Annotated in this window: 18 protein-coding genes; 10 read left to right on the top strand and 8 right to left on the bottom strand. The window is 64.1% G+C overall.

Annotation, left to right across the window (positions count from 1 at the left end):
- Positions 1-167: 167 nt before the first annotated feature.
- Positions 168-1427 carry an RsmB/NOP family class I SAM-dependent RNA methyltransferase gene (locus K1X11_RS04765; protein ID WP_324726098.1) on the top strand — a complete coding sequence of 420 codons (1260 nt, stop codon included), beginning with the start codon at positions 168-170 and terminating at the stop codon, positions 1425-1427.
- Here the strand turns inward: K1X11_RS04765 and K1X11_RS04760 are convergent, their stop codons facing one another.
- Positions 1428-2645, bottom strand: a complete 1218-nt coding sequence (locus tag K1X11_RS04760; protein ID WP_221031804.1) for an aspartyl protease family protein — start codon at positions 2643-2645, stop codon at positions 1428-1430.
- Positions 2642-3928: an MFS transporter gene (locus tag K1X11_RS04755; protein ID WP_225919546.1), complete on the bottom strand. Its 1287-nt coding sequence runs from the start codon at positions 3926-3928 to the stop codon at positions 2642-2644. Before K1X11_RS04755 ends, K1X11_RS04760 begins: the two co-directional genes overlap by 4 nt.
- Positions 3929-4090: 162 nt before the next feature.
- On the opposite strand from K1X11_RS04755, the gene K1X11_RS04750 reads away from it, so the two are divergent.
- Together K1X11_RS04750 and K1X11_RS04745 are read left to right on the top strand one after the other, a co-directional pair.
- Positions 4091-5335, top strand: a complete 1245-nt coding sequence (locus tag K1X11_RS04750) for a M48 family metallopeptidase (protein WP_221031802.1) — start codon at positions 4091-4093, stop codon at positions 5333-5335.
- Positions 5332-6255: an endonuclease/exonuclease/phosphatase family protein gene (locus K1X11_RS04745; protein WP_221031801.1), complete on the top strand. Its 924-nt coding sequence runs from the start codon at positions 5332-5334 to the stop codon at positions 6253-6255. The genes K1X11_RS04750 and K1X11_RS04745 overlap by 4 nt, the downstream gene beginning before the upstream one ends.
- Positions 6256-6313: 58 nt before the next feature.
- On the opposite strand, the gene K1X11_RS04740 is transcribed toward K1X11_RS04745, so the two are convergent.
- A complete protein-coding gene (locus K1X11_RS04740) occupies positions 6314-7231 on the bottom strand; it encodes an IPT/TIG domain-containing protein (RefSeq protein WP_221031800.1) in 918 nt (305 codons plus the stop codon).
- A 63-nt stretch (positions 7232-7294) separates the two neighbouring features.
- Between K1X11_RS04740 and hemW the strand changes: the two genes are divergently transcribed.
- Together hemW and K1X11_RS04730 are read left to right on the top strand one after the other, a co-directional pair.
- Entirely contained in the window at positions 7295-8470 is a 1176-nt protein-coding gene (gene hemW, locus K1X11_RS04735; RefSeq protein ID WP_221031799.1) for a radical SAM family heme chaperone HemW, read from the top strand.
- Between the two features lie 41 nt (positions 8471-8511).
- Entirely contained in the window at positions 8512-9543 is a 1032-nt protein-coding gene (locus K1X11_RS04730) for a M23 family metallopeptidase (protein WP_221031798.1), read from the top strand.
- 410 nt (positions 9544-9953) lie between these two features.
- On the opposite strand, the gene nadA is transcribed toward K1X11_RS04730, so the two are convergent.
- The 3 genes from nadA to K1X11_RS04715 are packed head-to-tail and all read right to left on the bottom strand — an operon-like array spanning position 9954 to position 11881.
- On the bottom strand, positions 9954-10937 hold the full coding sequence (gene nadA / locus K1X11_RS04725; protein ID WP_221031797.1) for a quinolinate synthase NadA: 984 nt from the start codon (positions 10935-10937) through the stop codon (positions 9954-9956).
- A 57-nt stretch (positions 10938-10994) separates the two neighbouring features.
- A complete protein-coding gene (locus tag K1X11_RS04720; RefSeq protein WP_221031796.1) occupies positions 10995-11360 on the bottom strand; it encodes a TPR end-of-group domain-containing protein in 366 nt (121 codons plus the stop codon).
- 41 nt (positions 11361-11401) lie between these two features.
- Entirely contained in the window at positions 11402-11881 is a 480-nt protein-coding gene (locus K1X11_RS04715) for a Fur family transcriptional regulator (protein WP_324726096.1), read from the bottom strand.
- Positions 11882-11986: 105 nt separating this feature from the next.
- Here K1X11_RS04715 and priA point away from each other — a divergent pair, with 105 nt between their 5' ends.
- Entirely contained in the window at positions 11987-14224 is a 2238-nt protein-coding gene (priA, locus tag K1X11_RS04710) for a replication restart helicase PriA (RefSeq protein ID WP_221031795.1), read from the top strand.
- Between the two features lie 11 nt (positions 14225-14235).
- Here priA and K1X11_RS04705 read toward each other — a convergent pair whose 3' ends face one another.
- Positions 14236-15294, bottom strand: a complete 1059-nt coding sequence (locus K1X11_RS04705; protein ID WP_221031794.1) for a hypothetical protein — start codon at positions 15292-15294, stop codon at positions 14236-14238.
- A 470-nt stretch (positions 15295-15764) separates the two neighbouring features.
- Between K1X11_RS04705 and K1X11_RS04700 the strand changes: the two genes are divergently transcribed.
- The 3 genes from K1X11_RS04700 to K1X11_RS04690 all read left to right on the top strand — a co-directional run bounded on the left by K1X11_RS04700 (position 15765) and on the right by K1X11_RS04690 (position 20671).
- Complete coding sequence (locus tag K1X11_RS04700) at positions 15765-17435, top strand: divalent metal cation transporter (RefSeq protein WP_221031793.1); 1671 nt, start codon at positions 15765-15767, stop codon at positions 17433-17435.
- A gap of 241 nt (positions 17436-17676) precedes the next feature.
- Positions 17677-19251, top strand: a complete 1575-nt coding sequence (gene cimA, locus K1X11_RS04695; RefSeq protein ID WP_221031792.1) for a citramalate synthase — start codon at positions 17677-17679, stop codon at positions 19249-19251.
- Between the two features lie 271 nt (positions 19252-19522).
- A complete protein-coding gene (locus K1X11_RS04690; protein ID WP_221031791.1) occupies positions 19523-20671 on the top strand; it encodes a fatty acid desaturase in 1149 nt (382 codons plus the stop codon).
- 62 nt (positions 20672-20733) lie between these two features.
- Here K1X11_RS04690 and cls read toward each other — a convergent pair whose 3' ends face one another.
- Entirely contained in the window at positions 20734-22173 is a 1440-nt protein-coding gene (gene cls / locus K1X11_RS04685) for a cardiolipin synthase (protein WP_221031790.1), read from the bottom strand.
- Between the two features lie 228 nt (positions 22174-22401).
- Between cls and K1X11_RS04680 the strand changes: the two genes are divergently transcribed.
- Complete coding sequence (locus K1X11_RS04680) at positions 22402-23271, top strand: DUF2911 domain-containing protein (RefSeq protein WP_221031789.1); 870 nt, start codon at positions 22402-22404, stop codon at positions 23269-23271.
- Positions 23272-23284: the final 13 nt, after the last annotated feature.

Raw genomic sequence — 23284 nt, 5'->3', positions numbered from 1 at the left:
TTTTCGACTGAATTGGACATTGGAGAGGATCGAGAGGGGACATGTCAACAGGCACGTCATGGCGTCTCCCTTCGAGCTTGGCAGCGGGCGAGAGGCCGCGGATGGTGCGAGAGATGACAGCAAATGACAAACCTACGGCCGTTCCGGCCACCTCTTGGACTTGGGCCGTGCGCCTTCTCGTGAAGTGGCGGGAGGACGAGGAACGGGTGGATTGGTTGCTGGAGTCGCTGCCGGCGGACATGCCGGCAGGTGAGCGGGCGCGGGTGCAGGCACTGCTCGTCGGCACAGTGCGTCACCTTGGCCGGATCGATGGTCATCTTGATGCGCTAATGACGCGGCCGCCGCGGCCGACGGTGTGGGCGGGGCTGGCCGTGGCCGGCTTTGAATTGCTGGAAGGCGGGGCCGACGAAGGCCTGAAAGCGCGGGTCTGCCACCACTTGGTGGAGCAGGTGAAGCGGCTCGCGACGGCCAAGGAGGCGGGTTTCGCCAATGCCGTGGTGCGCAAACTCGCGGCGGCGCTGGCGGCCGATGTTGAACCGGCCGCAGACGCGCCGATGGCGGACTGGGCCCGGTGGGGCTCGCATCCGGACTGGTTGGTGCAGCGCTGGAAAATGAAATTTAACCAGGACGCCGCCGTCGCGTTCCTGCGTTGGAATCAGTCGGCGGCGCCGGTCCTCGTGCGTTGGCGCGGGGAGGCTGCGGCCAAAGCGGAGCTGCCGGAGTGGCTGACGCCGATCGAAGGAGCGCCGGACTTTTTCTCGGCCGAACCCGGCCACTGGCCGGAGTTGGCGGCGTGGATCGAGCGCGGCGAGATGCAGGTGCAGGACGCGGCGACGCGTCACGCAGTCGACCTGTTGCAGGTGCAACCCGGAGAGACTGTGCTCGATTTGTGTGCCGCGCCGGGGGGAAAGAGTCTGGCCATCGCCGATCGTCTTGGCGGGTCGGGGCAAGTCGTGGCGATGGATCTGCCGGGGCGGCGCATGCCGCGACTGCAGCGCAATCTCGAAGCGGCGCCGAGCGGCGTGAAAGCCACCGTGGTGGCGGGCAACGTGATGCAGGGCGCGGCGCGAGTGCTGACGGCGAAGAATTTGCCGACGACTTACGCGGCGGTGTTGCTCGACGTGCCGTGCTCAAACACCGGGGTGATGCGTCATCGGGTGGATGTGAAGTGGCGGTTGCAGCCGGACAGTTTTCGCCGACACGCCATTCAGCAGCTCGATATGTTGCTGGCGGCTGCTGAGCGCGTGGCGCCGGGCGGTCGGTTGGTTTACAGCACCTGCAGTGTGGATCCGGAAGAGAACGAGCAGGTTGTGGCCGCATTCGTGCGACGCAGCCACGGAGCCTTCAAACTGGAGGAGTCGGTGATGAGCCTGCCGTGGGAAACGGGGCACGATGGCGCCGGGGCGTTTCGCCTGCGCCGAGTGTAGTTACGGGACCAGCACGTAGGTGGCTGCGGCGAGGGTTTCCTCGTCGCGGCCCTTGATGAGCGAATACTGAATGGTGCCGCCGGCGTCCACGAGCTGGCGGAAGCGTTCGAGATCCCACGTTTCGACCGGCTCGCCGTTGATGCGGCTGACGAGGTCGCCGACCCGGAAACCGGCGGCCTCGGCTGGAGACTCGGGAGCGACGCCGTTGATACGCCAATAGGCGCGGGCTTTGATGAAACTCAGGCCGGCGCTTACGACGGGCGGACTCGGGATCACCATGTTTTCGCTTGGACAGTAGAAGGCGACCTGGTTGGTCGACTGGTCAAAGGTGACCTCGAAGTGTTTCAGCACATCGCCGCCGAGGGAGGTGAGCTGGCCGCTCAGATCGGCGATGGGCTGGGGGAGCTGGTAGCCGCCGATGGAGAGGCTCTTGTCGAGACGGGCGACGATCTGGCGGTGATTGCCGTGCAGGGTGCCGATGAGCGTGCCGGAGCGCGGCGGGCTGGCGAACTCGAGGTCGAGGCCGGCGGGGTCGAGGTTCAACGCGCCGTCGCTGCCTGTGTCGATGAGGGTGACGAGGGAGCGGGACCCCAGCGACAGTTGCACGTAGGGCACATCGTTGTGCACCGTGACCGGCAGAATGCTGCCGCGCAAGGGCGTGTCATCTTGGAGCGAAGACATCACGACTTTGCGTCCCGGGTAATCGAGGGTGAGCTTCGCGTTGCCGAACAAGGTGAAGCCGAGCACGCCGTCGATCTGCATGCCCAGGTGGTCGGAGAGCTCGCTGCAGTCGTAAACGAGCGCGCGCACGTTTTGAAAATTGGCCGGACCAAAATCGATGCGGTCGAGCATGACCGATTCGACCGGCACGGCCCGACCGGTGGCGTCGCGCAGCCAGACTTTGGGCGGATTGGGATCCACCGGCCGGCTGACGTAGCGGATGGCGAACTCCGGCGAAACGAGCGTGCGCGACGCGCCGCTATCGATGAGGAAGCGCCACGGTCCGTCTTCGCCTTGGGTTTCGACCACAACCAATCCGCCGACCAACTGCATGGGCAACTCGACCCGGGTCTTCGCGATCGGCCCGGCGATGACGGGCATGGCGGCGAGCTCGATCGTCCCGGTTGAACCGGTTTGCGGCCCCGTTTGGCAACTCGTGAGCAGCAGTGCGAGGGCACTGCCGAACAACGAGCGGCAAACGTTGCGGCGAAGGTTCATTTTTGCGGCGGTGGCAGGGTGCGGGCGATATACCAGGCCCCGAGGGCGAGGGCGGCGGCAGCGCCGAAGACGGCGGTGCCACTCACGATCCAGAAGACGACGCCGGCGGCGATAGGTGTCACGGCTCGTGCGAGTGAGCCCAGCGAACGAAACACGCCGAGGGCGCGACCTTGTTCATTCGCATCACTGTAGAGCGAAATGAGGCCGGAGGTAGCCGGATTCACGAAGCCGGCGCCCAGCGCGAGGATGGCGAGACCGACGTAGAGCGTCGGCACGTTGGGCGAGAGGCCGACGAGGGCGAAACCCACCGTCGCCAGGATAAGGCCGGTGGTGAGCACGCTGATTTCGGAGCGCTTTTTGAGCAGGCGCCGCACGATCATGCCCTGGGTGAGGATCGACCAGAAACCGAGGTAGGCGAGCATGATGCCGTTGCCCGCGGCAGTGAATCCGAAGCGTTCGGCGCCGAGGAAGGTGAGCGAGAACTCCATCGCGCAGAACGCCAACGCGAAGGTGAACCCGATGAAATTCACGCGGCGCGCGGCGGGGGAGTGGATCTCCGCGGCGGCACGCAACGGATGGCGCAGGCGAATCTTCGCCGTGGCGTCGGTGCGGTTCTCTGCCTTGAGCGTCTCGTCAAACCGGGCGCGGATCCACAGCAGGTTGATCACGCTGAGCACCAGCGAGAGCAGCGCCGGCACCGAAAAGGGATGCAGGCCAAAGCGAGCGAGCGCGGGGGCGTGATCGAGCAGGTTGATTTGGGCGGTGGCTGCGCCAATGGCGGGACCGGTGACCAGACCGAGACCGAAGGCGGCGCCGACGAGGCCCATGGCCTTGGCGCGTTCCTCGCGGGTGGTGACGTCGGCGACGGCGGCGGTGGCTACAGAAATGTTGCCGCCGAAGATGCCGCCCAGCAGGCGGGCAAACACAAACAACCAAAACGAACCACTCACCACCCAGAGCACGTAACTCAGGGCCGTGCCAGCCACGGTCAGGGTGAGCACGTGGCGGCGTCCACGTTGGTCGGACATGGCGCCCCAGAACGGCGCGAAGACAAATTGGAGCAGGGCGTAGAGTGAACTCAGCACTCCGCCGAGCAGCACGGCGGCGAAGTTGGAGTCCTTGCCGATGAGACCGGCGATCCATTCGGTGGCCGCGACGGCGGAGCCCAGCAATCCGGTCGAACCCTCGAGGCCGAGGTAGTGTTGCAGGATATCCGGGACGAGTGGGAAGATGATCGAGAACCCGATCAGGTCGATGTAGAGAGTCAGAAAGATGACTCCCAACGAGAGGGGACGAGGCGATGCTTTGGCGGAGGACGGCACAGGCGACAAAAGGGGAAAGAAGACAAGGCTGGCCGGCAAAGGAAAGCCCCGACTCGCGATGGGGCGAGACCGCTTGGCGGAATTTGGTTTCCCCCCGGGCCGGTCACTGCTTGTGCTGGGCGCATGGTTTTGCAGATCGCGCTCGCGCTCATTCTCCTGCGGCTCGTCGCCGAATGGGTGCTCTCCCTTCTCAATCGTCAGGAAGTGCGTCGGCACGCCGAGCAGGCGCCGCCCGCCGTGGCCGCGATCATGGACGAGGCGACCTACCGAAAGTCGGTGGACTACACGCTGGCCAAGATCCGGTTCGGCAACCTCTCCAACCTGTTTGATACCGGCGTGCTCGCACTGGTGATCGTCTGCGGATTTCTGCCGTGGCTCTTCGCCCAGGTGGGGGCGTGGGCGCCGGCCGCGAAGTGGGACGACGCGCTGTATGTGATCATCGTGTTCGTGCTGCTGAGCATTCCGGGGCTGCCGTTCGATTGGTGGAGCCAGTTTCGCTTGGAGGAGCAGTTCGGCTTCAACAAGAGCACAGTTTCGCTGTGGCTGACCGACAAGGTGAAGGGGCTCGTCCTCGGCTTCGTGATCGGATTCCCGCTGCTGTGGGGTCTGCTCGCGCTGGTCGATTGGGTGGGGAGCAACTGGTGGCTGTGGGCGACCGGACTGCTCTTTGCCTTCCAGCTGCTCATGCTGGTGCTTTACCCGAAACTCATCCTGCCGCTCTTCAATAAACTCACCCCGTTGCCGGAGGGCGAGCTGCGCGACCGGCTCATGGCGCTGGGCGACCGCACGGGTTTCGAAGCTTCCACCATTGAGGTGATCGACGGCAGCAAACGCTCCGGGCACTCCAACGCTTACTTCACCGGCTTTGGCCGTTTTCGCCGTATTGTGCTCTTCGATACGCTCATCGAACAACTCACGCCGGAGGAACTGGAGGCGGTGCTGGCGCACGAGGTGGGCCACTACAAGCGCGGGCACATCCCGCAGCGCCTCGTGATCGGCCTGGTCACGTTGCTTTTGTCCTTCGGGGCGCTGGCGTGGCTCATGGAGGCACCGTGGTTTTTGGCGGGGTTTGGTTTCCCGAGCGGCGAACTCGCCCCGGCGCTGCTGCTCTTTGCGCTGCTCAGCGGCGTGGTGACGTTCTGGTTCACGCCGATCAGCAACGTGCTGTCGCGGAAACATGAATACCAGGCCGATGCCTTCGCGCAGGACGCCATGGGCAGCGACACGCCGCTGGTCGGGGCGCTGCGTAAGCTCGCGAGCAAAAACCTGAGCAACATGACGCCGCACCCGTGGTTCAGCGGGTTTTATTATTCGCACCCGACGATCGTGGAGCGGGAGCGGGCGATGGCGGCACGGACTCCGGCATGAGGTGGCGCCGCGGCAGACCGGTTCTCGCGCTCGTCCTGAGTTTGATCGCGGTAGCGGTCTCCGGCGCGACCGAGGGGCTGCCGCGGGAGGTGTCGGTCGCGACGTATAACGTGGCCAATTACAACCTCACGGATCGGCAGATCGAAGGCGCGTTCATGACCCAATACCCCAAGCCGGAGCGCGAAAAGACGGCGCTGCGGCGGGTGATTGCCGAACTGGATGCCGACGTGCTCGCGCTGCAGGAGGTGGGCGATGAATCGTTCCTGCGGGAGCTGCGACGTGATTTGCGCTCGGACGGACTGGATTACCCGCACGCCTACGTGCTGGAGGCGGCGGACCGCACCCGCCGATTGGCAGTGCTGAGTCGGCTGCCGTTCACTCACGTCGGGCAACACCGCGACCTGTCATTCAAATATTTTGAAGGTCGCGAGCTGGTAAAACGCGGTCTGTTGGAAGTGCGTTTCGCCACGGCGGCCGGCGAGGTGACGCTGTTTGTGGTGCACCTGAAGAGCCGGCTGACAGAGCGGCGGGATGATCCGCAAGCGGAGATGCGCCGCGGACGCGAAGCGACGGCTGTGCGCGATCGGATCCTCGAGCTGTTGCCGGAACCGGCGACGGCGCGATTCCTGATCGTGGGCGACTTCAATGAAGGCCCGACCGGGCGGCCGCTGCGGGCGTTTTCGCAACGAGGACCACTGGAGATCGCGCGCGAAGTGCCGGCGAGTGATTCCCGCGGCGAGACCTGGACGCACCTCTATCGGCGCAACGACGAATACACGCGGGTCGATTATGTGATGGTTTCGCCCCTGCTCGAATCGGCCGTGCGGGACGGGCAGGCCGTGATCCTGGATTCGGCGCCGGTCCTGCGCGCCAGCGATCATCGACCGGTCAAGGTGATGCTGGAGCTGGGGGAGCTCTAAAACGGGCACAAAAAAGCGCCGCCAACTAGGGGCGGCGCTCTATTAACAATGGGGAAGTTCAGCGCACCGAAATCGGCACGACCACTTCGCCGCCGCCGAAGCCGGTGAGGAAGAGGCTGCCGCTGCCCGGCAGGCCGCCGCGCACGGGCACGGTGACAGTGGTGGAACCGGCCGGAATCACGACCTCGGGCATGATCACGCTGTCCGGGGCGTCGGTGGTGACGTCGAGCAGCAGTCCGCCAGCGGGGGCGGCTTGGGGCAGGTTGAAGGTGAGGTTTTGCGTCTCACCTTGGGCGAGATTGAGGGAAGCCGGGAAAACCTCGAGAGCGAGGCCGTCGACGCGGAAGGTGCCGACCGGTTGCTGGCCCGTGGGGCTCTGCACCACGATCTGGTAGTTGCGACCGGGCGGAACGGACGGGACAAAGAAGCTGAGGGAGTTGGAAGAATCGAAGACCGTGCGGGCGGGCTGGCCGTTGACGGTGACGACGTCCTGTGGGGTGAAGCCTTGGCCGACGATGCCGATGCGGGCACCGACGGGACCACGGTTGACCACCATGGAAAGGACGAGGCGGCCCTGCAGTTTGGTTCTGATCACGCCGGTGTAGGCCTCGCGTGGCGTCACGACGCCCTGGAACTTCACGTCGAAGGTGGCGAGGTAGTAGTAGGAAACCTCGGTGCGACCGGACGGGATCTGGTAGTCGAACTCGTAGATGTCCTCACCGAGCGGGCTGGGATCCATGGTGTGGATGTTGCCGTCGATGACGATTTGCGGGTTGAGCGAGCCCTCCATGAAGCCGCGGGATTTGGGGGTGACCCGAGCCGAGAACGTATAGATCTGCGACGGGTTCACCGGCACGGCCGACGGGGTAAGGTTGGTGATGGTCATCTCCTCGCAGCCGGTGAAGAAGATCAACACGGTAGCAGCGGCGAGCCATTGCCAGATTCGTCTCGCGTGGGGGATCCGGTTCTTTTGCATGTGCGTTCGCATTAAAAAGTGGTCGATTCGCAACACAATCAAACAGCGTTGGCAATGAGCGAAATGTCACGCGCGGACGGAGGACAAAGCTCCGGCGGCGCGACACCGCTCGGCCTCTATGTGCACGTGCCGTTTTGCGCGAGCACCTGTGATTTCTGTGCGTTTTATCAGACGAGTCCGACCGCAGATGGCGTGCGTGGTTTCCTCCAGAGTATTGAAAAGGAAATGACACTGGTGCCGCGTGCGCGGCGCGTGGACACGGTGTTCTGGGGCGGTGGCACGCCCGGTTTGCTCTCGCCACGTGATCTCGGTCGGCTCGGTGAGCTGGTGCAAAACTACTGCGGCGGCACGTCTCCGGCGGAGTGGAGCGTGGAGATGGCGCCGGCCAGCGTGACCGAAGCCCGCCTGCGCGCACTCAAGGATGTGGGCGTGACGCGCATCTCGATGGGCGCGCAGAGTTTTCAGCCCGCGTTGCTCGATGCGCTGGGTCGCCAGCACACGCTGGAGCAGATTCATCGCGCGTATGAACGCATCCGGGCGGTGGGCTTCGCGAGTGTGAACATCGATCTGATGTTTGCGTTGCCCGGGCAGGACGAGGCGGCCTGGCTGGCCGACCTGGAGGAGGGGCTGGCGCTGGCGCCCGATCACATTTCCACCTATTGCCTAACCTTTGAGGAGGACACCAAACTGTGGGTGAAGCTCTCGGAGGGGAAGGTGAAGCTCGATCCACAGCATGAAGCGAAGCTATACGAACTGACGTGGGAGCGGTTGGCGGCGGCGGGGTATGCCCAATACGAAGTGTCCAACTTCGCGCGGCCCGGTCACGTGTGTCAGCACAACCTGAATACGTGGTCGATGTTCGAGTGGGTGGGCTTCGGTCCCTCGGCGGCCTCGCAATTTGCGGGCTGGCGCGGCGCCAATCCGAGCGACCTGCAACGTTGGCAGGACGAGGTGGCCGTCGGCACCCGCATGAGCGACGACCGCGTCGAGTTGACGCCGGCGCTGCTCGCGGAGGACGCGTTGATATTTGGGCTGCGCATGAATGCGGGCGTGGATCCGGTGGCGCTGGCGCGACGGTTTCCGGCGGGAGCGTGGTCGGCGGCGCGCGGGGTGTTGGGCCGTTTGATCGACAGCGAGCTGGCGGAGCGCAGTGCGGACGGCCGCGTGCGCCTGACCACCCGCGGTCGACTGGTCGCCGATGCGGTCGGCGGCGAGATCATGGACGCGATGAGTGCGTGATGGATTTGCTCTCCATGGCAAAGGCCGCTTAGTGGGATAGCATGCTACGTCTCGGACGAATTTTGCTCGGCCTATCGATGCTCACCGCCGTGTTGGCGGCGCAAACCGACGCGGAGCGACTGCGTCTGGCGTGGCCGACGGCCAATCATGCCTACGCGAATGGCGAGCCCTTGGAGGCGTATATCCAGCCCACCGTTTCGGGGCTGGTGGAATCGGGACTCTTTGGCTGTGTGCGCTCGTCGGGAAACCAGTTTCATGAAGCGCTGGACCTCATGCCGATCGAGCGGGACCGTCGCGGCGAGGCGACCGATTTGGTTTACACCGTGCTCGAGGGGGTGGTGCGACACATCAACCCACGGGCCGGCGCCAGTTCCTACGGGCGCTATGTGGTGATCGAGCATGACACGGTGAGTCCGGCCATTTACACGCTGTATGCGCATCTGGCCTCGGTCGACAGCGGCATCGCCGTGGGGCGGCGGGTGAACACGGCCCAAGTGATCGGCGTGATGGGACGCAGTGCGGGTGGTTACACGATCCCGAAGGACCGCGCCCACGTGCATTTTGAAATGGGGGTGCGAATGACGGATCAGTTCCAGGATTGGTATGACTGGAAAAAGTTTGGCAGCCGCAACGATCACGGCCTCTGGAACGGGATGAACCTGGTGGGGTTTGATCCGAAGGCGTTTTACGACGCCTTCCGTGCCCAGGAAGTGAATACCTTTGATGAGTTCCTGCGGGCGTCGAAGCCGGCGGTGACGGTGCGGGTGGCGACCACGGTCACGCCGGACTTTGTGCTGCGTTATCCCTCGCTGCAGGTCACGAATTCCACGCCGCTGCCGGTTGCCGGCTGGGAAGTGACCTTCGACCGCTTCGGCCTGCCCTTTGCGTGGCGCCCGCTGGAGCAGGCGGAGGTGGAGGGTTACCGTAGTCTGGAAGCGCAGGTGGTTTGGACCGACGATGATTTGTTGAAGAGCTGCCGCTGCAAGGACCTGGTGCGCTACCGCAGCGGCAAACCGCAACCGGACCGCGATCTGCAGACCGCGTTACAGTTGTTGTTCGGGATCCGCCGGTAGGGAGGCGGGCCGAGGGGCAGCGGAGCGGCCGAGACGGCCGCTGCTACACCATGACGGGCCTGTAGCCGCGGGCGTGTCGCCCGCGGGCGGTGGGGTGGCGGGCGGAGAGGCAACGCAGCGCGAGCAAGCTCGCAGCCTACAGTGTCGCGGTCGACTACGGAGTGTAGGCCGCGAGCTTGCTCGCGCTAACGTCGGAGTGGTTTGACCACGTGGCCGAGGGGGAGGGTGGAGCGGCCGAGACGGCCGCTGCTACACCAGGACGGGGGATGTAGCCGCGGGCTTGTCGCCCGCGTGCGGTGGAGTGGCGGGCGGAGAGGCAGCGTTAGCGCGAGCAAGCTCGCCGCCTACAATGTTGTGTTCGAATCCAGCCTGTCGCCCGCGGGCGTCGGAGTGGCGACGGCGTTTCCGCTTCAGCGCTTGCTCCAATCCAGCATGCGCTGGATCGGGGTGAGGGCGGCGGTGCGGATGTCTTCGGGCACTTCGATGGCCGGGGTCATGTGCTTCAGGGCGTCACGGACCTTCTCGATCGTGTTCATCTTCATGAAGCGGCAATCGTTGCAGGCGCAGGTGTTGGTCGGGCCGGCAATGAAGGTTTTGTGTGGCACCTCTTTCTGCAGGCGGTGGAGCATGCCGCTTTCGGTCACCACGATGATGCGTTCGGCGGGCGTTTCCTTGGCGAACTTCACCATGAGTTCGGTGGAACACACTTCGTCCGCCAGATCGCGCACGGCCTGCACACACTCGGGGTGGGCGACGACCGGAGCGTCGGGGAATTGCAGGCGGATCTTCTCGATCGCCGCCGTGGTGAATTGCACGTGGGCGTAACAGCTGCCCGGCCAGAGTTGCATCGGGCGGCCGGTTTGCTGGCTGACCCATTGGCCGAGGTTTTGGTCCGGCACAAAGAGGATTTCGCGGTCGGCCGGCACCTGGCTGACGATCTTCATGGCGTTGCCGCTGGTGCAGATCACGTCGGACAACGCTTTCACGCCTGCCGAGCAGTTGATGTAAGCCACCACATACACTTCGGGGTGTTCGGCTTTGTAGGCGGCGAGGCGATCGGCCGGGCACGAATCGGAGAGTGAGCAACCGGCGTCGAGGTCGGGCAGGAGCACGGTGCGGCCGGGGTTCACGATCTTCGCGGTCTCGGCCATGAAGTGCACACCACAGAAAAGGATGACATCGGCCTCGGCGGCCTGCGCCTGATACGAGAGCCCGAGGGAATCGCCCACGTAGTCGGCCACCTGTTGGATCGCCTCGACCTGGTAATTGTGAGCGAGGATGACGGCGTTGCGCTCCTTTTTGAGTTGGAGGATTTCCTCCTGAATAGCGGTCAAGGCCGGCGCGCTGGTGCGCGGAGCGACGATGAGAGGTTCGTAATCGAGGACGGCGGGCATGGGAAAAAGAGGAAGGCGGCGCGGGAACGGCGCAACGGGGGCGGTCGGGAATTCGGCTTATTTCGACTTCAGGAAGGTGATCATGTCGCGAAACTCCGGGTAGTCCTGGAGGCAGGAGAGGTCCGGATCGTTTTCCATCCAATCGTAGTCGTCGTAGCCTAGCTCAATGGCGTGGCGCAGGGTGCGGATGGCGTCGGCGCGGCGGTCGGTGAGCGCGAGCGAGCAGGCGAGGTTGTAGTGGGCGGTGGCGTCCTCGGGGCAGAGTTTGACCATGCGACGGTCCATGCGCAGACCGTCGGCGATGCGGCCGGTTTTGGTGTAGAGGCCACCGAGGATGGCGATCACGTCGATGTAGCGCGGGTCGCGCTTGAGGACCGACTCAAAAAAGCCGATTTCCCATTCCGGGTCTTCTTTGCGGGCCATGGCGGGAGGCGATGGGAGCGCGGAGGGCGAGCGGCGCGGACTCAGGCCGGGCGGTGTTTGCAGACGCCGGTGTCACGCAATGCGTTGCAGCGGGCGGACACCTGCAGGCGCTGGGAGACCGGGCGGAGTCCGACGCGGGACGCGACGGAGTTGCCATACCATTCGAGGAAAGGGGCGTTGATCTCGAAGATCTTGTCGCAATCGAGGCAAATGACCTGGGAGACCTCGGTGCCGCCCTCGACGTTGGGCAGGTAGTATTTGAGGTTCTTGCCGATATCGATTTCGCGCAGGAGGGCGCTCTCCACCATGATCGGCAGGGTGCGGTAAACGGTGGCGCGGGAGACGGAGTCGTCGATGGCGCGGGCGTGGTCGAGCAGCTCTTCGGCGGTGCAGTGCTCGGTCTGCGCGAAGGCGGCCTCAAAAATGGCCAAGCGTTGGTTGGTGACGCGTAGTCCCTTGGTGCCGAGGTAGGTTTTGAATTTTTCGCGCGCGGCGTCGTTGCTCACAGCGCTGACTGTCACGGTTCGGTGGCGAGAGTGTCAACGTCGGGTTGTGGGGCGCAAAGCGGCGGCGAAAACGGGAGAACGGTTGCACCCGGACGCGGCTCCGCTCATGGAGGGCAACTCATGATCGTCGGGGTGCATCCCATAGCCGGATTCGACAAGCTGCTGCACTACAAAGTGCCGGAGCGGCTCGCGCCTGCCGTGGCGAAAGGATCCCTCGTGCGCGTGCCGATCGGGCGGCGCTTTGTGCTCGGTATCGTGGGCATGGTGGGGGCGCCGGACGACTTTCCGGTCGATCGCCTGAAACATATCGCGGAGCTCGTTTACGACTTTCCGGCCCTGCCGGCGGATTTGCTGGAATTGGCCAAGTGGATGGCGGTCTATTACGCGGCGCCGCTGGACGGGATCATCGAAACCATGTTGCCCGGCGCAGTGCGGCGGGCGGCCGCGCTCAAGCAGGAGAAACTCCTGGTGGTGGGCGAAAAGTTGACCCCGGAGGAGGTGGCCGCGCTGGAGAAAAAGGCCCCGCAACAGGCCAAGCTCTACCTGTTCCTGGTGCAGCAGTTTAAGCCGGTCTCGAAGCCGCTGGTGCTCAAACGACTCGGGGTGGGGGCGTCCTCGCTCAACGCGCTGCTGAAGCGTGGGGCCGTGCGCGAAGAGGCGCGGCGGGTCAACCGGGTGGCGTATTCCGACGATTTTGCGGAAGGCGAGCTGGTGGCGGCGCTGCCGCACTTGCTCAATGAACAGCAGCAGGCGGCCTACGAGGCGCTCAAGGCCGAGATCGAACGCGACACCTTTGGCGTGACCCTGCTGCAGGGCGTGACCGGATCCGGCAAGACGGAGGTTTACCTGCGCGCCATCCACGAGGCGCTGGAGACCGGCGGCGGGGTGGTGTTTCTGGTGCCGGAAGTGGCGCTTACGCCGCAAACGGTGGCACGCCTGCGCAGTCGGCTCGAAGCGATCGCGCCGGGGCAAAACGCGGTGGTGTGGCACTCGTTGCTCAGTGAAGGCGAGCGGGTCGACGGCTGGCACGAGCTCGCGACCGGGCGGGCGCGTATCGTGGTCGGAGCGCGGTCGGCGATCTTTGCGCCGGTGCAGAACCTGCGGCTGATCGTGGTCGATGAGGAACACGAGCCGGCCTACAAACAGGACGAAACGCCGCGCTACCACGGGCGCGACGTGGCGGTGATGCGGGCCAAGTTGAACAACGCGCTCTGTGTGCTGGGTTCGGCCACGCCCTCGTTGGAGAGTTATGCCAATGCCCAGGCTGGTCGCTACAAACACCTGCACATGACGCAACGCATCGACGACCGGCAGCTGCCGTTCATCGACGTGGTCGACATGCGCATCGAAGTGATGCGCTCACGCGGCATGACGACGCTCTCACAGAAGCTGGTCGGCGAGATGCGGGACCGCTTTGAGCGCAAGGAGCAGACGATCCTCTTTCTCAATCGGCGCGGGTATTCGTCGTCGATGATCTGCCGCTCCTGCGGACACGTGGAGGAGTGTCCGCATTGCAGCATCTCGATGACCTACCACCGGGCGGACGAGGTGCTGCGCTGTCACCTGTGTGGCCACGAACGCGGCGCGCCGGTGCGTTGTCCGGAGTGTGATTCGCCGGAGATCCGTTGGCGTGGCACGGGCACGCAGCGGGTGGAGGAGGCGGTGCAGCGGGTGCTGCCGCGCGCTCGTATCGAGCGTATGGATACCGACACGATGTCGAAGAAGAACCGCTTCCGGCAGGTGTTGCAGGCCTTCCGGGCGGGGCAGATCGACATCCTGGTCGGCACCCAAATGATCGCGAAGGGGTTGGATTTTCCCAACGTCACGCTGGTCGGATTGGTCGATGCCGATATCTCGATGCACATGCCGGATTTCCGGGCGACGGAGCGGACGTTCCAGTTGCTGGTGCAGGTGGCCGGACGGGCGGGGCGGGGCGATCGGGCCGGAGTCGTCGTGGTGCAGACCTTCACGCCGCAGGCGGAGGCGATTCAGTTTTCGCGGCACGCTGACTTCGATGGGTTTGCCGAGGGCGAGTTGAAGTTGCGCAAAGACTTTGGTTACCCGCCGTATCGGCACTTGATTCATCACTCGTTCCGCGGGCCGAATCCGGAGAAGCTGATGTTCTTCGCCGAGCAGTGGGCCCGGCACGTTGAAAAAGAGATGGGTGAGCGCCTGGAGGTGCGTGGGCCGTCGCCGTCACCGATCGAAAAGGTGAAGGACCACTACCGGTTTCAGGTCTGGTATTTCACTCACGGCGTGACCCGCGTGATCGCCGATCTGAATCGTTTGCGCCGGGAATTCAGTTGGCCGGACGACGTCATCCAAGTGATGGACGTGGACCCGGTGAATCTGGGGTAGAGCGGGTTCGCCTACTCGCGACGACGCAGGTGGCGAATCTCCAACGGTTCATCCGACGGATAGAGGTCGACCAAGTCGGACATTCGCATGAGCACCCACGGGGCTGCGGCCCAGGCACCGTTTTTGGTGAACACGAGGTCCCCGGCGATGTGGACCGAAGCATGGAGCACGGTCCCTCCCTCGGTGAGGAAAAGGTAGATGTCGCCGAGGCGAGGTTCATCGGTGACCGTGATGTAGTTGGTGGCGTAGGCGGCGCGCACGGCGGCGATGTCGCGATAGCGGTCGTCGAGTTCGTTGTTGGCGAAGTTGAGGGCGGTCCAATGACAATCGCGGAACGATTCTTCGCCCGGAGGCGGGGGCGCGTCGTAGGTGTAGACCAGCCGTCGGGCGGCGGGGGGGAGCAGGTGGACAAGGTCGATGGCAAAACCGTCCTCGTCGCGCGGGAGCGATTTAAGCAAGGGGGCGATGGCGCGACGAGCTTGGCCGACCGACCAATAGTCGATCACAGCGGAGAGGTCGGTATCGGGCCTGATGCGAAGTTTGGCCAGTTGCGCGGTGCTGCGGGCGAGCGTGCGTAAAAGCAGCATGCGTTGTCGCTGGGTTTTGATATCGGCGAGAATCAGATCGAGGTCGGAGAAAAGCAGGGCGGCACCGCGACGGTAGAGTAGGGGTTGCACGAGGCTGACCGTACGGTCGGTCAGCCCACTGCCGGCGAACCAGTCGGCGGCGGAATTGGCGCGAAAGCTCGCCGGAGCCCATTGGCCGCCGTTTTCGGCGAAGGGGGACAGGGCGGCGTAAAGCACCCGGCGGGACTCCATGGGCAGGGCGAGTATCAAGTCTTTGGGCACACGCAGCAGGAGGCGATCAGCCCGACGTTCCCAACTTTGGTGATCAAGCAGGCGCGCCTGGAGGTTCACGGGTAGCGCGGCGTTGTTGAGCAGATCGATAAGTTGGTCCTCCGAGTAGCCGACAAAATGCCAAGTTACGCTGGTGCGTGTCTCCGCGTTGATGCTGATGAGTTCATCGGGCGGTTCGATGACGATGCGGGTGAGTTCGAGCTCTCCCCACACTCCGATCTGTGGAGCGACGTTCGACGGAGCGGTTGCAGGTCTGCTTGAAACTGGGACGGTGGGGCGACTCCCCAAATCCGGTGCGATGGCGGTCGGCCGAGCCAGCAGTAGGAGGAGAATGCACCAAGGCAGCACCGCCACCGCTCCGATAGCCAGGAGGTGGCCACGTTTGAGCACGAGATGAGAGGGCGCTGAAGCTGAAGGGCGATGGGGCGCGGTCGACATGCGGCGATGGCGCAATTCCTTTGGCGTGTGGGTCGGGTGAGGCCAAGCCTTGTTGTTTTACCCGAATGGCGGTGGTGTAGGTCCAAAAGGATGGGTTTTCAGAGGAGCGCACCAACGGAAACGGGCGATGAATTTTTTGAACATGGAGAGAGCGTTTGCCCTCGCGCCGCCCTCGCCCCTCGCAATGGTAGGCGCTTCCCCGCGGGTGCTCGCGCCCGACCCCTTACCCCATTCTACCCCTCACCATGGCAATCGACTACAACGTGGAGCGTCCGGAAGACGCGGCGCTCGAAGCAGCCGCCAACAGCGGATTTTTTGGCAAACTCGGCGCCTACGCCAAACTCTCCGGTCCCGGCTGGTTGCAGGGCGCGATCACGCTCGGAGGTGGCAGTCTGGCCGGTTCGCTCTTCATCGGCATCGTGGCCGGACCGCACCTGCTGTGGATTCAACCCTTCGCCATGCTGTGTGGCATCACCATGCTGTCGGCGATCGCTTACGTGACCCTTTCGACCGGCGAGCGACCGATGTTGACCGTCAGCCGTCACCTCACGCCGGTGTTGGCGATCGCTTGGGCGGTGGCGACGATCGTGGCCAACGTGGTGTTTGCGCTGCCGCAGTTTGCGTTGGCGACTTCGACCTTTTTGCAGAACCTCACCCCCAGCTGGGCCGACAGCGAAGTGGCTCCATGGATCATCGGCGGCGTCCTGGCGGTGACTTCCGTGGGCATCGTCTGGGGCTACGAATCCGGCAGCAAAGGTATCCGGCTGTTTGAACTCGTGCTCAAGGTGCTCGTGGCGGTGGTGGTGCTCTCCTTTTTCCTCGTGGTGGGCATGCTGGTGGCGCGAGGGCAGATCGATGTCGGCGCGGTGATGGCGGGTCTCATTCCGCACCTCTCGCAACTACACGAACCGACGCCGCAACTGGCCGAAATCGCGGCCGCGACGGGGGCGCACGAGGGCTTGTGGCGGGAGATCATTTCCAATTCGCAGCGCGACATCATCATCGCAGCGGGCGGCACGGCGGTGGGCATCAACATGACCTTCCTGCTGCCCTACACCTTGCTGCGTCGCGGCTGGCAGCGGAAGCACCGCGAACTCTCGATGTTCGATCTTTCGCTCGGTCTGTTCATTCCGTTTGTCATCGCGACAAGCTGTTTGGTGATCGCGGCAGGCAGCGCGTTTTACACCAAGACCGACGACGTGCTCGCCCCCGACGGCAGTGTGCGGCCGGCGATGGTCCGTGCTTATGGCGACTCGGTGGACAAGTTCCTCAAGCTGCGCGACGGGGCGTCTTTTGCCTCACTCGACGCCGACGCCAAAGCGGCCGCTCGCGAAACCCTCGCGCCGGTCGACCGCCGCATGGCGGCCATGCTGGCCTCGCGTGACGCCGGACAACTCTCGGCGGCGCTGGCACCGGTGCTGGGTAAGGCGGGAGCGAATCTCGTGTTCGGGGTGGGCGTGATCGCGATGGCGTGGTCGAGCATCATCATCCTGATCCTCATGAACGGCCTCGCCATCGGCGCGGTGTTTAAGCGCGACGAGAACCCGACCGTGTTCCGCATTGGCACACTCATGCCGGGCATCAGCGGGTTCTTCGCGCCGGTCATCTGGACGGGTGCCTCGCGCGCGGCGCTGGCGATTCCGGCTTCGGTCATCGCGACGACGCTGCTGCCGATTGCTTACTTCACCTTCCTGCTGCTCATGAACAGTAAAGGCGCGCTGGGTAAAGATCGGCCGAGCGGGGGCGTGCGCTTGGTGGTGAACCTGCTCATGGCGGGCGCAACGAGTGCGGCGACCTTGGCCAGTGTCTGGGCGCTCAGCAACCGCGGCACGGCCGGCACCTGGGGGCTGGTCGGCCTCGGCTCGCTCTTCGCCATCGGCCTCATCAGCTTCCTGCGGAAGCGCAACACGGCTTGAGCGGGATCATTGGCAGACCTTTGCGCTCGACAGTGGGGGAGGGCGTTTGCATGCGTGAGGGCTCGTGAAGGCCACCATTATTATTGCCGCGATTATTACGATTGCCCGTTTGCCCGGGCAGGTCGATGCGGCTTAGCGGACTCTTCACTCCTCGCCGATCCTCCTGACACCCCGGGCTTTCCGCTCGGGGTTTTTTGTTTTGGCCCGGCCCCGCCAACCCTCCAAACCTGATCCTCCCCTCATGAACGACAACGCAGTTAAGATCTACGATACCACCCTCCGCGACGGCACGCAGGGTGAGGGCATTAGCTTTTCGGTGACGGACAAACTCCTCATCGCCGAGAAGCTCGACGCGTTTGGGGTGGACTACATCGAGGGCGGCTTCCCGGGCTCGAACCCGCGGGACATCACCTTCTTTGCCGAGGCACAGAAGCTGAAGCTCAAGCACGCCAAGCTGGCCGCCTTTGGTTCCACCCGTCGCGCCGGCGCCAAGGCCGATGAGGACCCCCAACTGCGCACTCTGCTCGACAGCGGCATGCCCGTCATGACTCTCGTCGGTAAAACTTGGGACCTGCACGTGACGGAGATCATCCGCACGACCCTCGAAGAGAACCTCGCCATGATCGAGGACTCCGTGCGCTACCTCGTCGCGCAGGGCCGCGAGGTGATCTATGACGCCGAGCACTTTTTCGACGGTTACCGCGCCGATCCGGATTACGCGATCCGCACCCTTGCTGCGGCGATGCGCGGCGGGGCCAGCAACCTGACCCTTTGCGACACCAACGGCGGCTCCATGGTGAACGACTTCCAGACGATCGTGCAGCAGGTGGTCGCCGAATTCGGCGGGGATAAGGTCGGCGTGCACTGCCACAACGACTGCGGTCTCGGTGTAGCCCTCTCGCTCGCAGGCGTGGCCGCCGGGGCAGGCCTCGTGCAGGGCACCGCCAACGGCTACGGCGAGCGCACCGGCAACGCCAACCTCATGACGATCATGCCGAGCCTCTTCCTCAAGATGGGCAAGACGGCTCCCTGCGCCGCCAACTTGGGTGAGCTGCGCGAGTTGTCCCTCTACTTCGATGAGCTGGCCAACCTTCGCCCGGACACCAAGGCGCCCTACGTCGGCACCTCGGCCTTCGCCCACAAGGGCGGTCTGCACGCCAACGCTGCCCAGAAAGTGAAGTCGTCCTACGAGCACATCGACCCAGCCTTGGTCGGCAACCGCACCCGCGTGCTGGTGTCCGACATGGCCGGCCGTTCCTCGGTGGCGATGAAGGCGCGCGAACTCGGCCTCGAACTCGACGAAAAGGGCGACGGTATGAAGCGCCTGATCGAGGAGCTGAAGGAACTGGAATTCCAAGGCTACGAATTTGAAGCCGCCGACGCCTCGCTGAAGCTACTCATCGCCCGTTCGCTCGGCCAGACCCGCGACTACTTCGAGGTCGTGAGCTACCGGGTGATGGTGGAGCACCACGGTGCCGATCTCACGGCCGAAGCGACCGTGAAGGTGAAGGTAAATGGCGAGACGGTCCACACCGTCGCCGAGTGTGTCGGTCCGGTCGGTGCCCTCGACAAGGCGCTGCGTCAGGCCCTCGACGGCGCTTATCCGCAGCTGCGCGAGATGGAGTTGCGGGACTACAAGGTGCGCATCCTGGAGAGCGGCCTCGGCGCCAACAGCCGCACCCGTGTGCTCATCGAGTCCGGCGACGGCGGCGAGATTTGGGGCACCGTCGGCGTGAGTGACAACATCATCAACGCCTCGTGGGAGGCGCTGCAAGACGCGGTGAACTACAAGCTGGTGCAGACCGAGTCCCGGTAGGGCGAGTCCGGGCACCGCACCGCGCCCCTTGAGTAGCCGCGCTTGAGCCGCAGGGGAAAGCGTGGCCCGGCTCGCAGGTGAAAGTGTCGGCCGTGGGCAGCCATTCTACGGTCGTCCCACGGCCATCCTACGGCCACGTTGTCGCTGCGCTCCAACGCAGCTACTACGGAGGCGCCGTCGGTTCCCGGTCGGGGGAGATAGCATTCCTGATCGGTTTAAGTAGTTTTTGCTCTCGCCGGGGGGCCGTTTGGCGTTTCACGGTCGTCTTACTGTGCCCTTCAGAATCCCTGGAACTCAAATCAACTGGACCAACAGCTCCTTCCTCATCGGAACGGGGCTGGCGACGATTACGGCGGTGCCGTATTACCTTTGGAAAGTCGGCATCGACTGGTTCCAAGTCGCGCTGTTCCTCGCCTTCTTCATCGCGACCGGCCTGAGCATCACGCTCGGCTACCATCGCCTCTTTGCCCACAAGGCCTTCAAAGCCGCCTGGCCGGTGCGTTTCCTCACGCTGGTTTTTGGCGCGGCCGCCTTTGAAAACTGCGCGCTGGCCTGGGTGTCCGACCACCGTCGCCACCACAAGCACACCGACCACGACGACGATCCCTACGATATCTCGAAGGGCTTCTGGCATGCCCACATCGGTTGGATCCTGTTCAAGATCAACCCGGAGCCGCCGTGGGATAACGTGAACGATCTGCGCAAGGACCGTCTCGTGATGTGGCAGGACAAGTATTACGTGACCATCGCCGTCACCGCGGGCTTCCTGCTCCCGGCGGCCTTGGGGTGGCTCTACAACGGTCCGGTGGGCGCGCTCGGCGCGTTCCTGCTCGCCGGTGTGGCCCGCGTGACCGCCGTGCAGCACATGACCTTTTTCATCAACTCGCTGTGTCACTCGGTCGGCAACCGTCCTTACTCGAGCCGCACCAGCGCCCGCGACAGCTGGATCATGGCGCTCTTCACCTTTGGCGAGGGTTACCACAACTATCACCACGAGTTTCAACACGATTACCGTAACGGTGTGAAGTGGTGGCAGTTTGATCCGACCAAGTGGACCATCTGGGTGCTGCACAAACTCGGCATGGCCAGCGAACTGCGCCGCGTGGATGACTCCAAAATCATCTCCGCCCAGCTCAGCGAAGCGCAGCGCCGGGTGCAGGAGCATCTCCAGACCTCGGCTGATCGCATCAACGAGCGCACCCGCGAGTTGTTGCACGCCAGCGCCGAGCGCCTGGCCGAGATCAATGCCCGTTGGAACGAGCTCAAGGTGCACTACCGCGAGCAGGTGGACGCCCTGAAAAAGGACTACGCCCACAAGACCGACGAGAAGTGGCAGGAAGCCTGCCACGCCCTCGAGGAGATGCGTCGCGAAGTCCGCCAAGCGGTGGCCTTGCTCGACCGTCTGCCGGCGGTGGCCTAAGCGGTCCGATCACCCGTAAGCGAAACTTTCCAAGCGGCGGCCCTCGGGTCGCCGCTTTCTTTTTACAGTAACGGCGCGAGTAGGCGGCTGAGTTCCTCGGCGATATTGCTGAGCACCCGGTAGGGGCGCGGCTGGCCGGGCGTCCATTCGCGGCAGTGGCGCACCAGATCACCCGCCCAACTGCGAATGGCGCGCACGTCTTCCTCGGAGTAGACGCCGACACCGATCTCGAAGTTCACGAAGAGGCTGCGCAGGTCGAAGTTGGCCGAGCCAAACAAGCCCATGCAGTCGTCCACCACCATGGCTTTGGCGTGCAGCATACCAGGAGTGTAGAGGAGGATGCGCGCGCCGGCTTGGTGCAGCTCGCGCAGGTATTGGCGGCGGGCGTAGTCGGTGATGCGATGATTGGAGCGCTCTGGCACGATGAGGGTCACGTCCTTGCCGGCGCGGGCTTTGACCAGCAGGGAGCGTTGCAGGACTTCGTCGGGAATGAAGTAGGGCGTGATGATCCACACGCTGTGCTCCGCTTCCTGCACGAGCGAAACGATGCCCTCATAGAGCGGGTCGCCTTCGACGTCGGGACCGCTGGCGATGACCTGCAGTTCGCCGTCGCCGGCCGGAGCAGGGCAACTAACGGATTCGGAGCTACGCAGGGCCTCCAGATCTTCGCCGGAAGCGTGACTCCAGTCGGCGAAAAAGACCTCGTTGATGAGCCCGACCGCGGGGCCCTCGATGATGCAGCCGAAGTCGGTAAAACGTTTTCCCCAAGGCTGCGGGCCCATGTAGTCGCGGGCGAGGTTGTGTCCGCCGACCACCGCGCGGCAGTCATCAAACACGGCGATCTTGCGGTGGTTGCGCAGATTGGCGGAGTGGCGGGTGGAGAGCGGTGCGACCGGCATGAAGGTCACAACCTGGCCGCCGGCTTTGCGCAACGGGTCGCAGAAACGCCGGGACGCCACAAAACTGCCGAGCCCGTCGAGCAGGAGGCGCACCTTGATGCCGTCGCGGGCGCGCCGGGCGAGGGCGTCGATGATGGCTTGGCCGGTCTCCTCGCGGCCGAGGATGAAGGTGGTGATGTTGATGGTGTGTTTGGCCTCGGCGATAAGTTGGAGCAAATCGGCGAAGGCCTGCTCGCCGTTGGTGAGCAGGCGGACGCGGTTGCCGCTCACCGGTTCGCTGGCACCATTGGCCACCATGGCGCGGGCGACGGGCAGGTGTTGGGTGGATTCGCGCGCGGCCGGGGCACCGTCGAGGCGAGGGGACACGCGTTGTTTGCGTGCGACCAATTGTTGGATTTTGCGGCCGCCGATCAGCAGATAGAGCGGCACGCCCACGTAGGGGATGAGCACGATGCCGAGCAGCCAGGCGATGGTGTTGCCCGGTTGCCGCCGGTCGCTGATGAGCCGGGCGATGGCGAAGAGTGCGAGCAGGAAGCCGCCGACGGTGAGCAAGTGCGACCAGATGCTGGTCGTAACGGCTTCGGAGACTTCGTCGGGCGTCATGGTATCGAGGGCGAACGGTGAATCGGTGCGCAGAGCAGAATGCAGACTCGGGGCGATCGCAACTCCGGCGCAAATAACGACATTCAGGGCGGTTAACGTTTGGGCAGCTGCAGATTCGACAAGGTTTGAGGGAACAAAAGAAAGTGAGGAGGGCTCTCGCGATGTGGCGATTTTGGCATCCCTGCTTTAGGCATCGCTCAAAACCCTCTCCGTCCAGCTTAGCTCAGCATGAAAGTTTCCTTCCGATTTCTCGTCACCACCTTGTGCGCCGGTTTGATCGCCGGTGGGGTCGTGGCTCAGCCCAACCGCATTGATTTCCCCGCCGCGAGTCCGGCGGCTGAGTTGCGGCAACGGGTGGGGTTGACCGAATTTGAAATCGTCTACTCCCGGCCGAGCGTGAAAGGCCGCACGATTTTTGGTGAGCTGCAGCCCTACGGCGAAGTCTGGCGCACAGGGGCCAACGCGGCGACGCGCATCACTTTTGATACGCCGATCATTTTTGGCGGGCAGGCGGTCCCGGCCGGCACCTACGGCCTCTTCAGCATCCCGGGTAAAGAGGAGTGGGTGGTGATCCTCAACCGCGTCGCCGAGCAATGGGGCGCGTTTAACTACGATCCGACGGAAGATGTGGTGCGGGTGACCGTGCCGGCCACGGAGTTGACCGAGCCCGTCGAAACCTTCGCCATCTGGTTCAATGACCTGCGCGATGAGCGGGCGACGCTCAACTTCACCTGGGAACACACCAAGGTGGCGGTGCCGATCCAGGTCGACGTGAAGGAGAAGCTCGTGCCGCAGATCGAGGCTGTGATGAGCTCCGGTCAGCAGCAGCGCGATTACATCTATTTCCAAGCGGCGGGATTCTATTACGACCACGACTTGGACCTGCAGAAGGCCGCCAAGTGGATCGACCTCGCGCTCAAACAGACGCCCAACGCGTTTTGGATGCTGCACCTGAAGGCGAAGATTCACGCTAAGCTCGGCAACAAAGCCGAGGCCATCGCCGCCGCCGAAGCGTCCACGCGTCTCGCCGTCGCCCAGGAAGGGGCAGGCAGTGGTTACAAGGTCATGAACGACGCGCTGCTCGCCGAGCTGCAGTGAGGTTCCGTGCTTA

The sequence above is a fragment of the Actomonas aquatica genome, from assembly GCF_019679435.2.
Classification (GTDB): Bacteria; Verrucomicrobiota; Verrucomicrobiia; order Opitutales; family Opitutaceae; genus Actomonas; species Actomonas aquatica.
Note: the sequence above shows the minus strand (reverse complement) of the source record. Positions and strands in the feature narration are given on the sequence as shown.

Excerpts from the sequence above, each read along its gene's own strand:
- hemW (WP_221031799.1), top strand. The coding sequence starts at position 7,295 with ATGTCACGCGCGGACGGAGGACAAAGCTCCGGCGGCGCGACACCGCTC.
- cls (WP_221031790.1), bottom strand. The coding sequence starts at position 22,173 with ATGACGCCCGACGAAGTCTCCGAAGCCGTTACGACCAGCATCTGGTCG.
- K1X11_RS04700 (WP_221031793.1), top strand. The coding sequence starts at position 15,765 with ATGGCAATCGACTACAACGTGGAGCGTCCGGAAGACGCGGCGCTCGAA.
- K1X11_RS04760 (WP_221031804.1), bottom strand. The coding sequence starts at position 2,645 with ATGAACCTTCGCCGCAACGTTTGCCGCTCGTTGTTCGGCAGTGCCCTC.
- K1X11_RS04750 (WP_221031802.1), top strand. The coding sequence starts at position 4,091 with ATGGTTTTGCAGATCGCGCTCGCGCTCATTCTCCTGCGGCTCGTCGCC.
- K1X11_RS04730 (WP_221031798.1), top strand. The coding sequence starts at position 8,512 with ATGCTACGTCTCGGACGAATTTTGCTCGGCCTATCGATGCTCACCGCC.
- K1X11_RS04720 (WP_221031796.1), bottom strand. The coding sequence starts at position 11,360 with ATGGCCCGCAAAGAAGACCCGGAATGGGAAATCGGCTTTTTTGAGTCG.
- nadA (WP_221031797.1), bottom strand. The coding sequence starts at position 10,937 with ATGCCCGCCGTCCTCGATTACGAACCTCTCATCGTCGCTCCGCGCACC.
- K1X11_RS04740 (WP_221031800.1), bottom strand. The coding sequence starts at position 7,231 with ATGCAAAAGAACCGGATCCCCCACGCGAGACGAATCTGGCAATGGCTC.
- K1X11_RS04680 (WP_221031789.1), top strand. The coding sequence starts at position 22,402 with ATGAAAGTTTCCTTCCGATTTCTCGTCACCACCTTGTGCGCCGGTTTG.
- K1X11_RS04745 (WP_221031801.1), top strand. The coding sequence starts at position 5,332 with ATGAGGTGGCGCCGCGGCAGACCGGTTCTCGCGCTCGTCCTGAGTTTG.
- cimA (WP_221031792.1), top strand. The coding sequence starts at position 17,677 with ATGAACGACAACGCAGTTAAGATCTACGATACCACCCTCCGCGACGGC.
- priA (WP_221031795.1), top strand. The coding sequence starts at position 11,987 with ATGATCGTCGGGGTGCATCCCATAGCCGGATTCGACAAGCTGCTGCAC.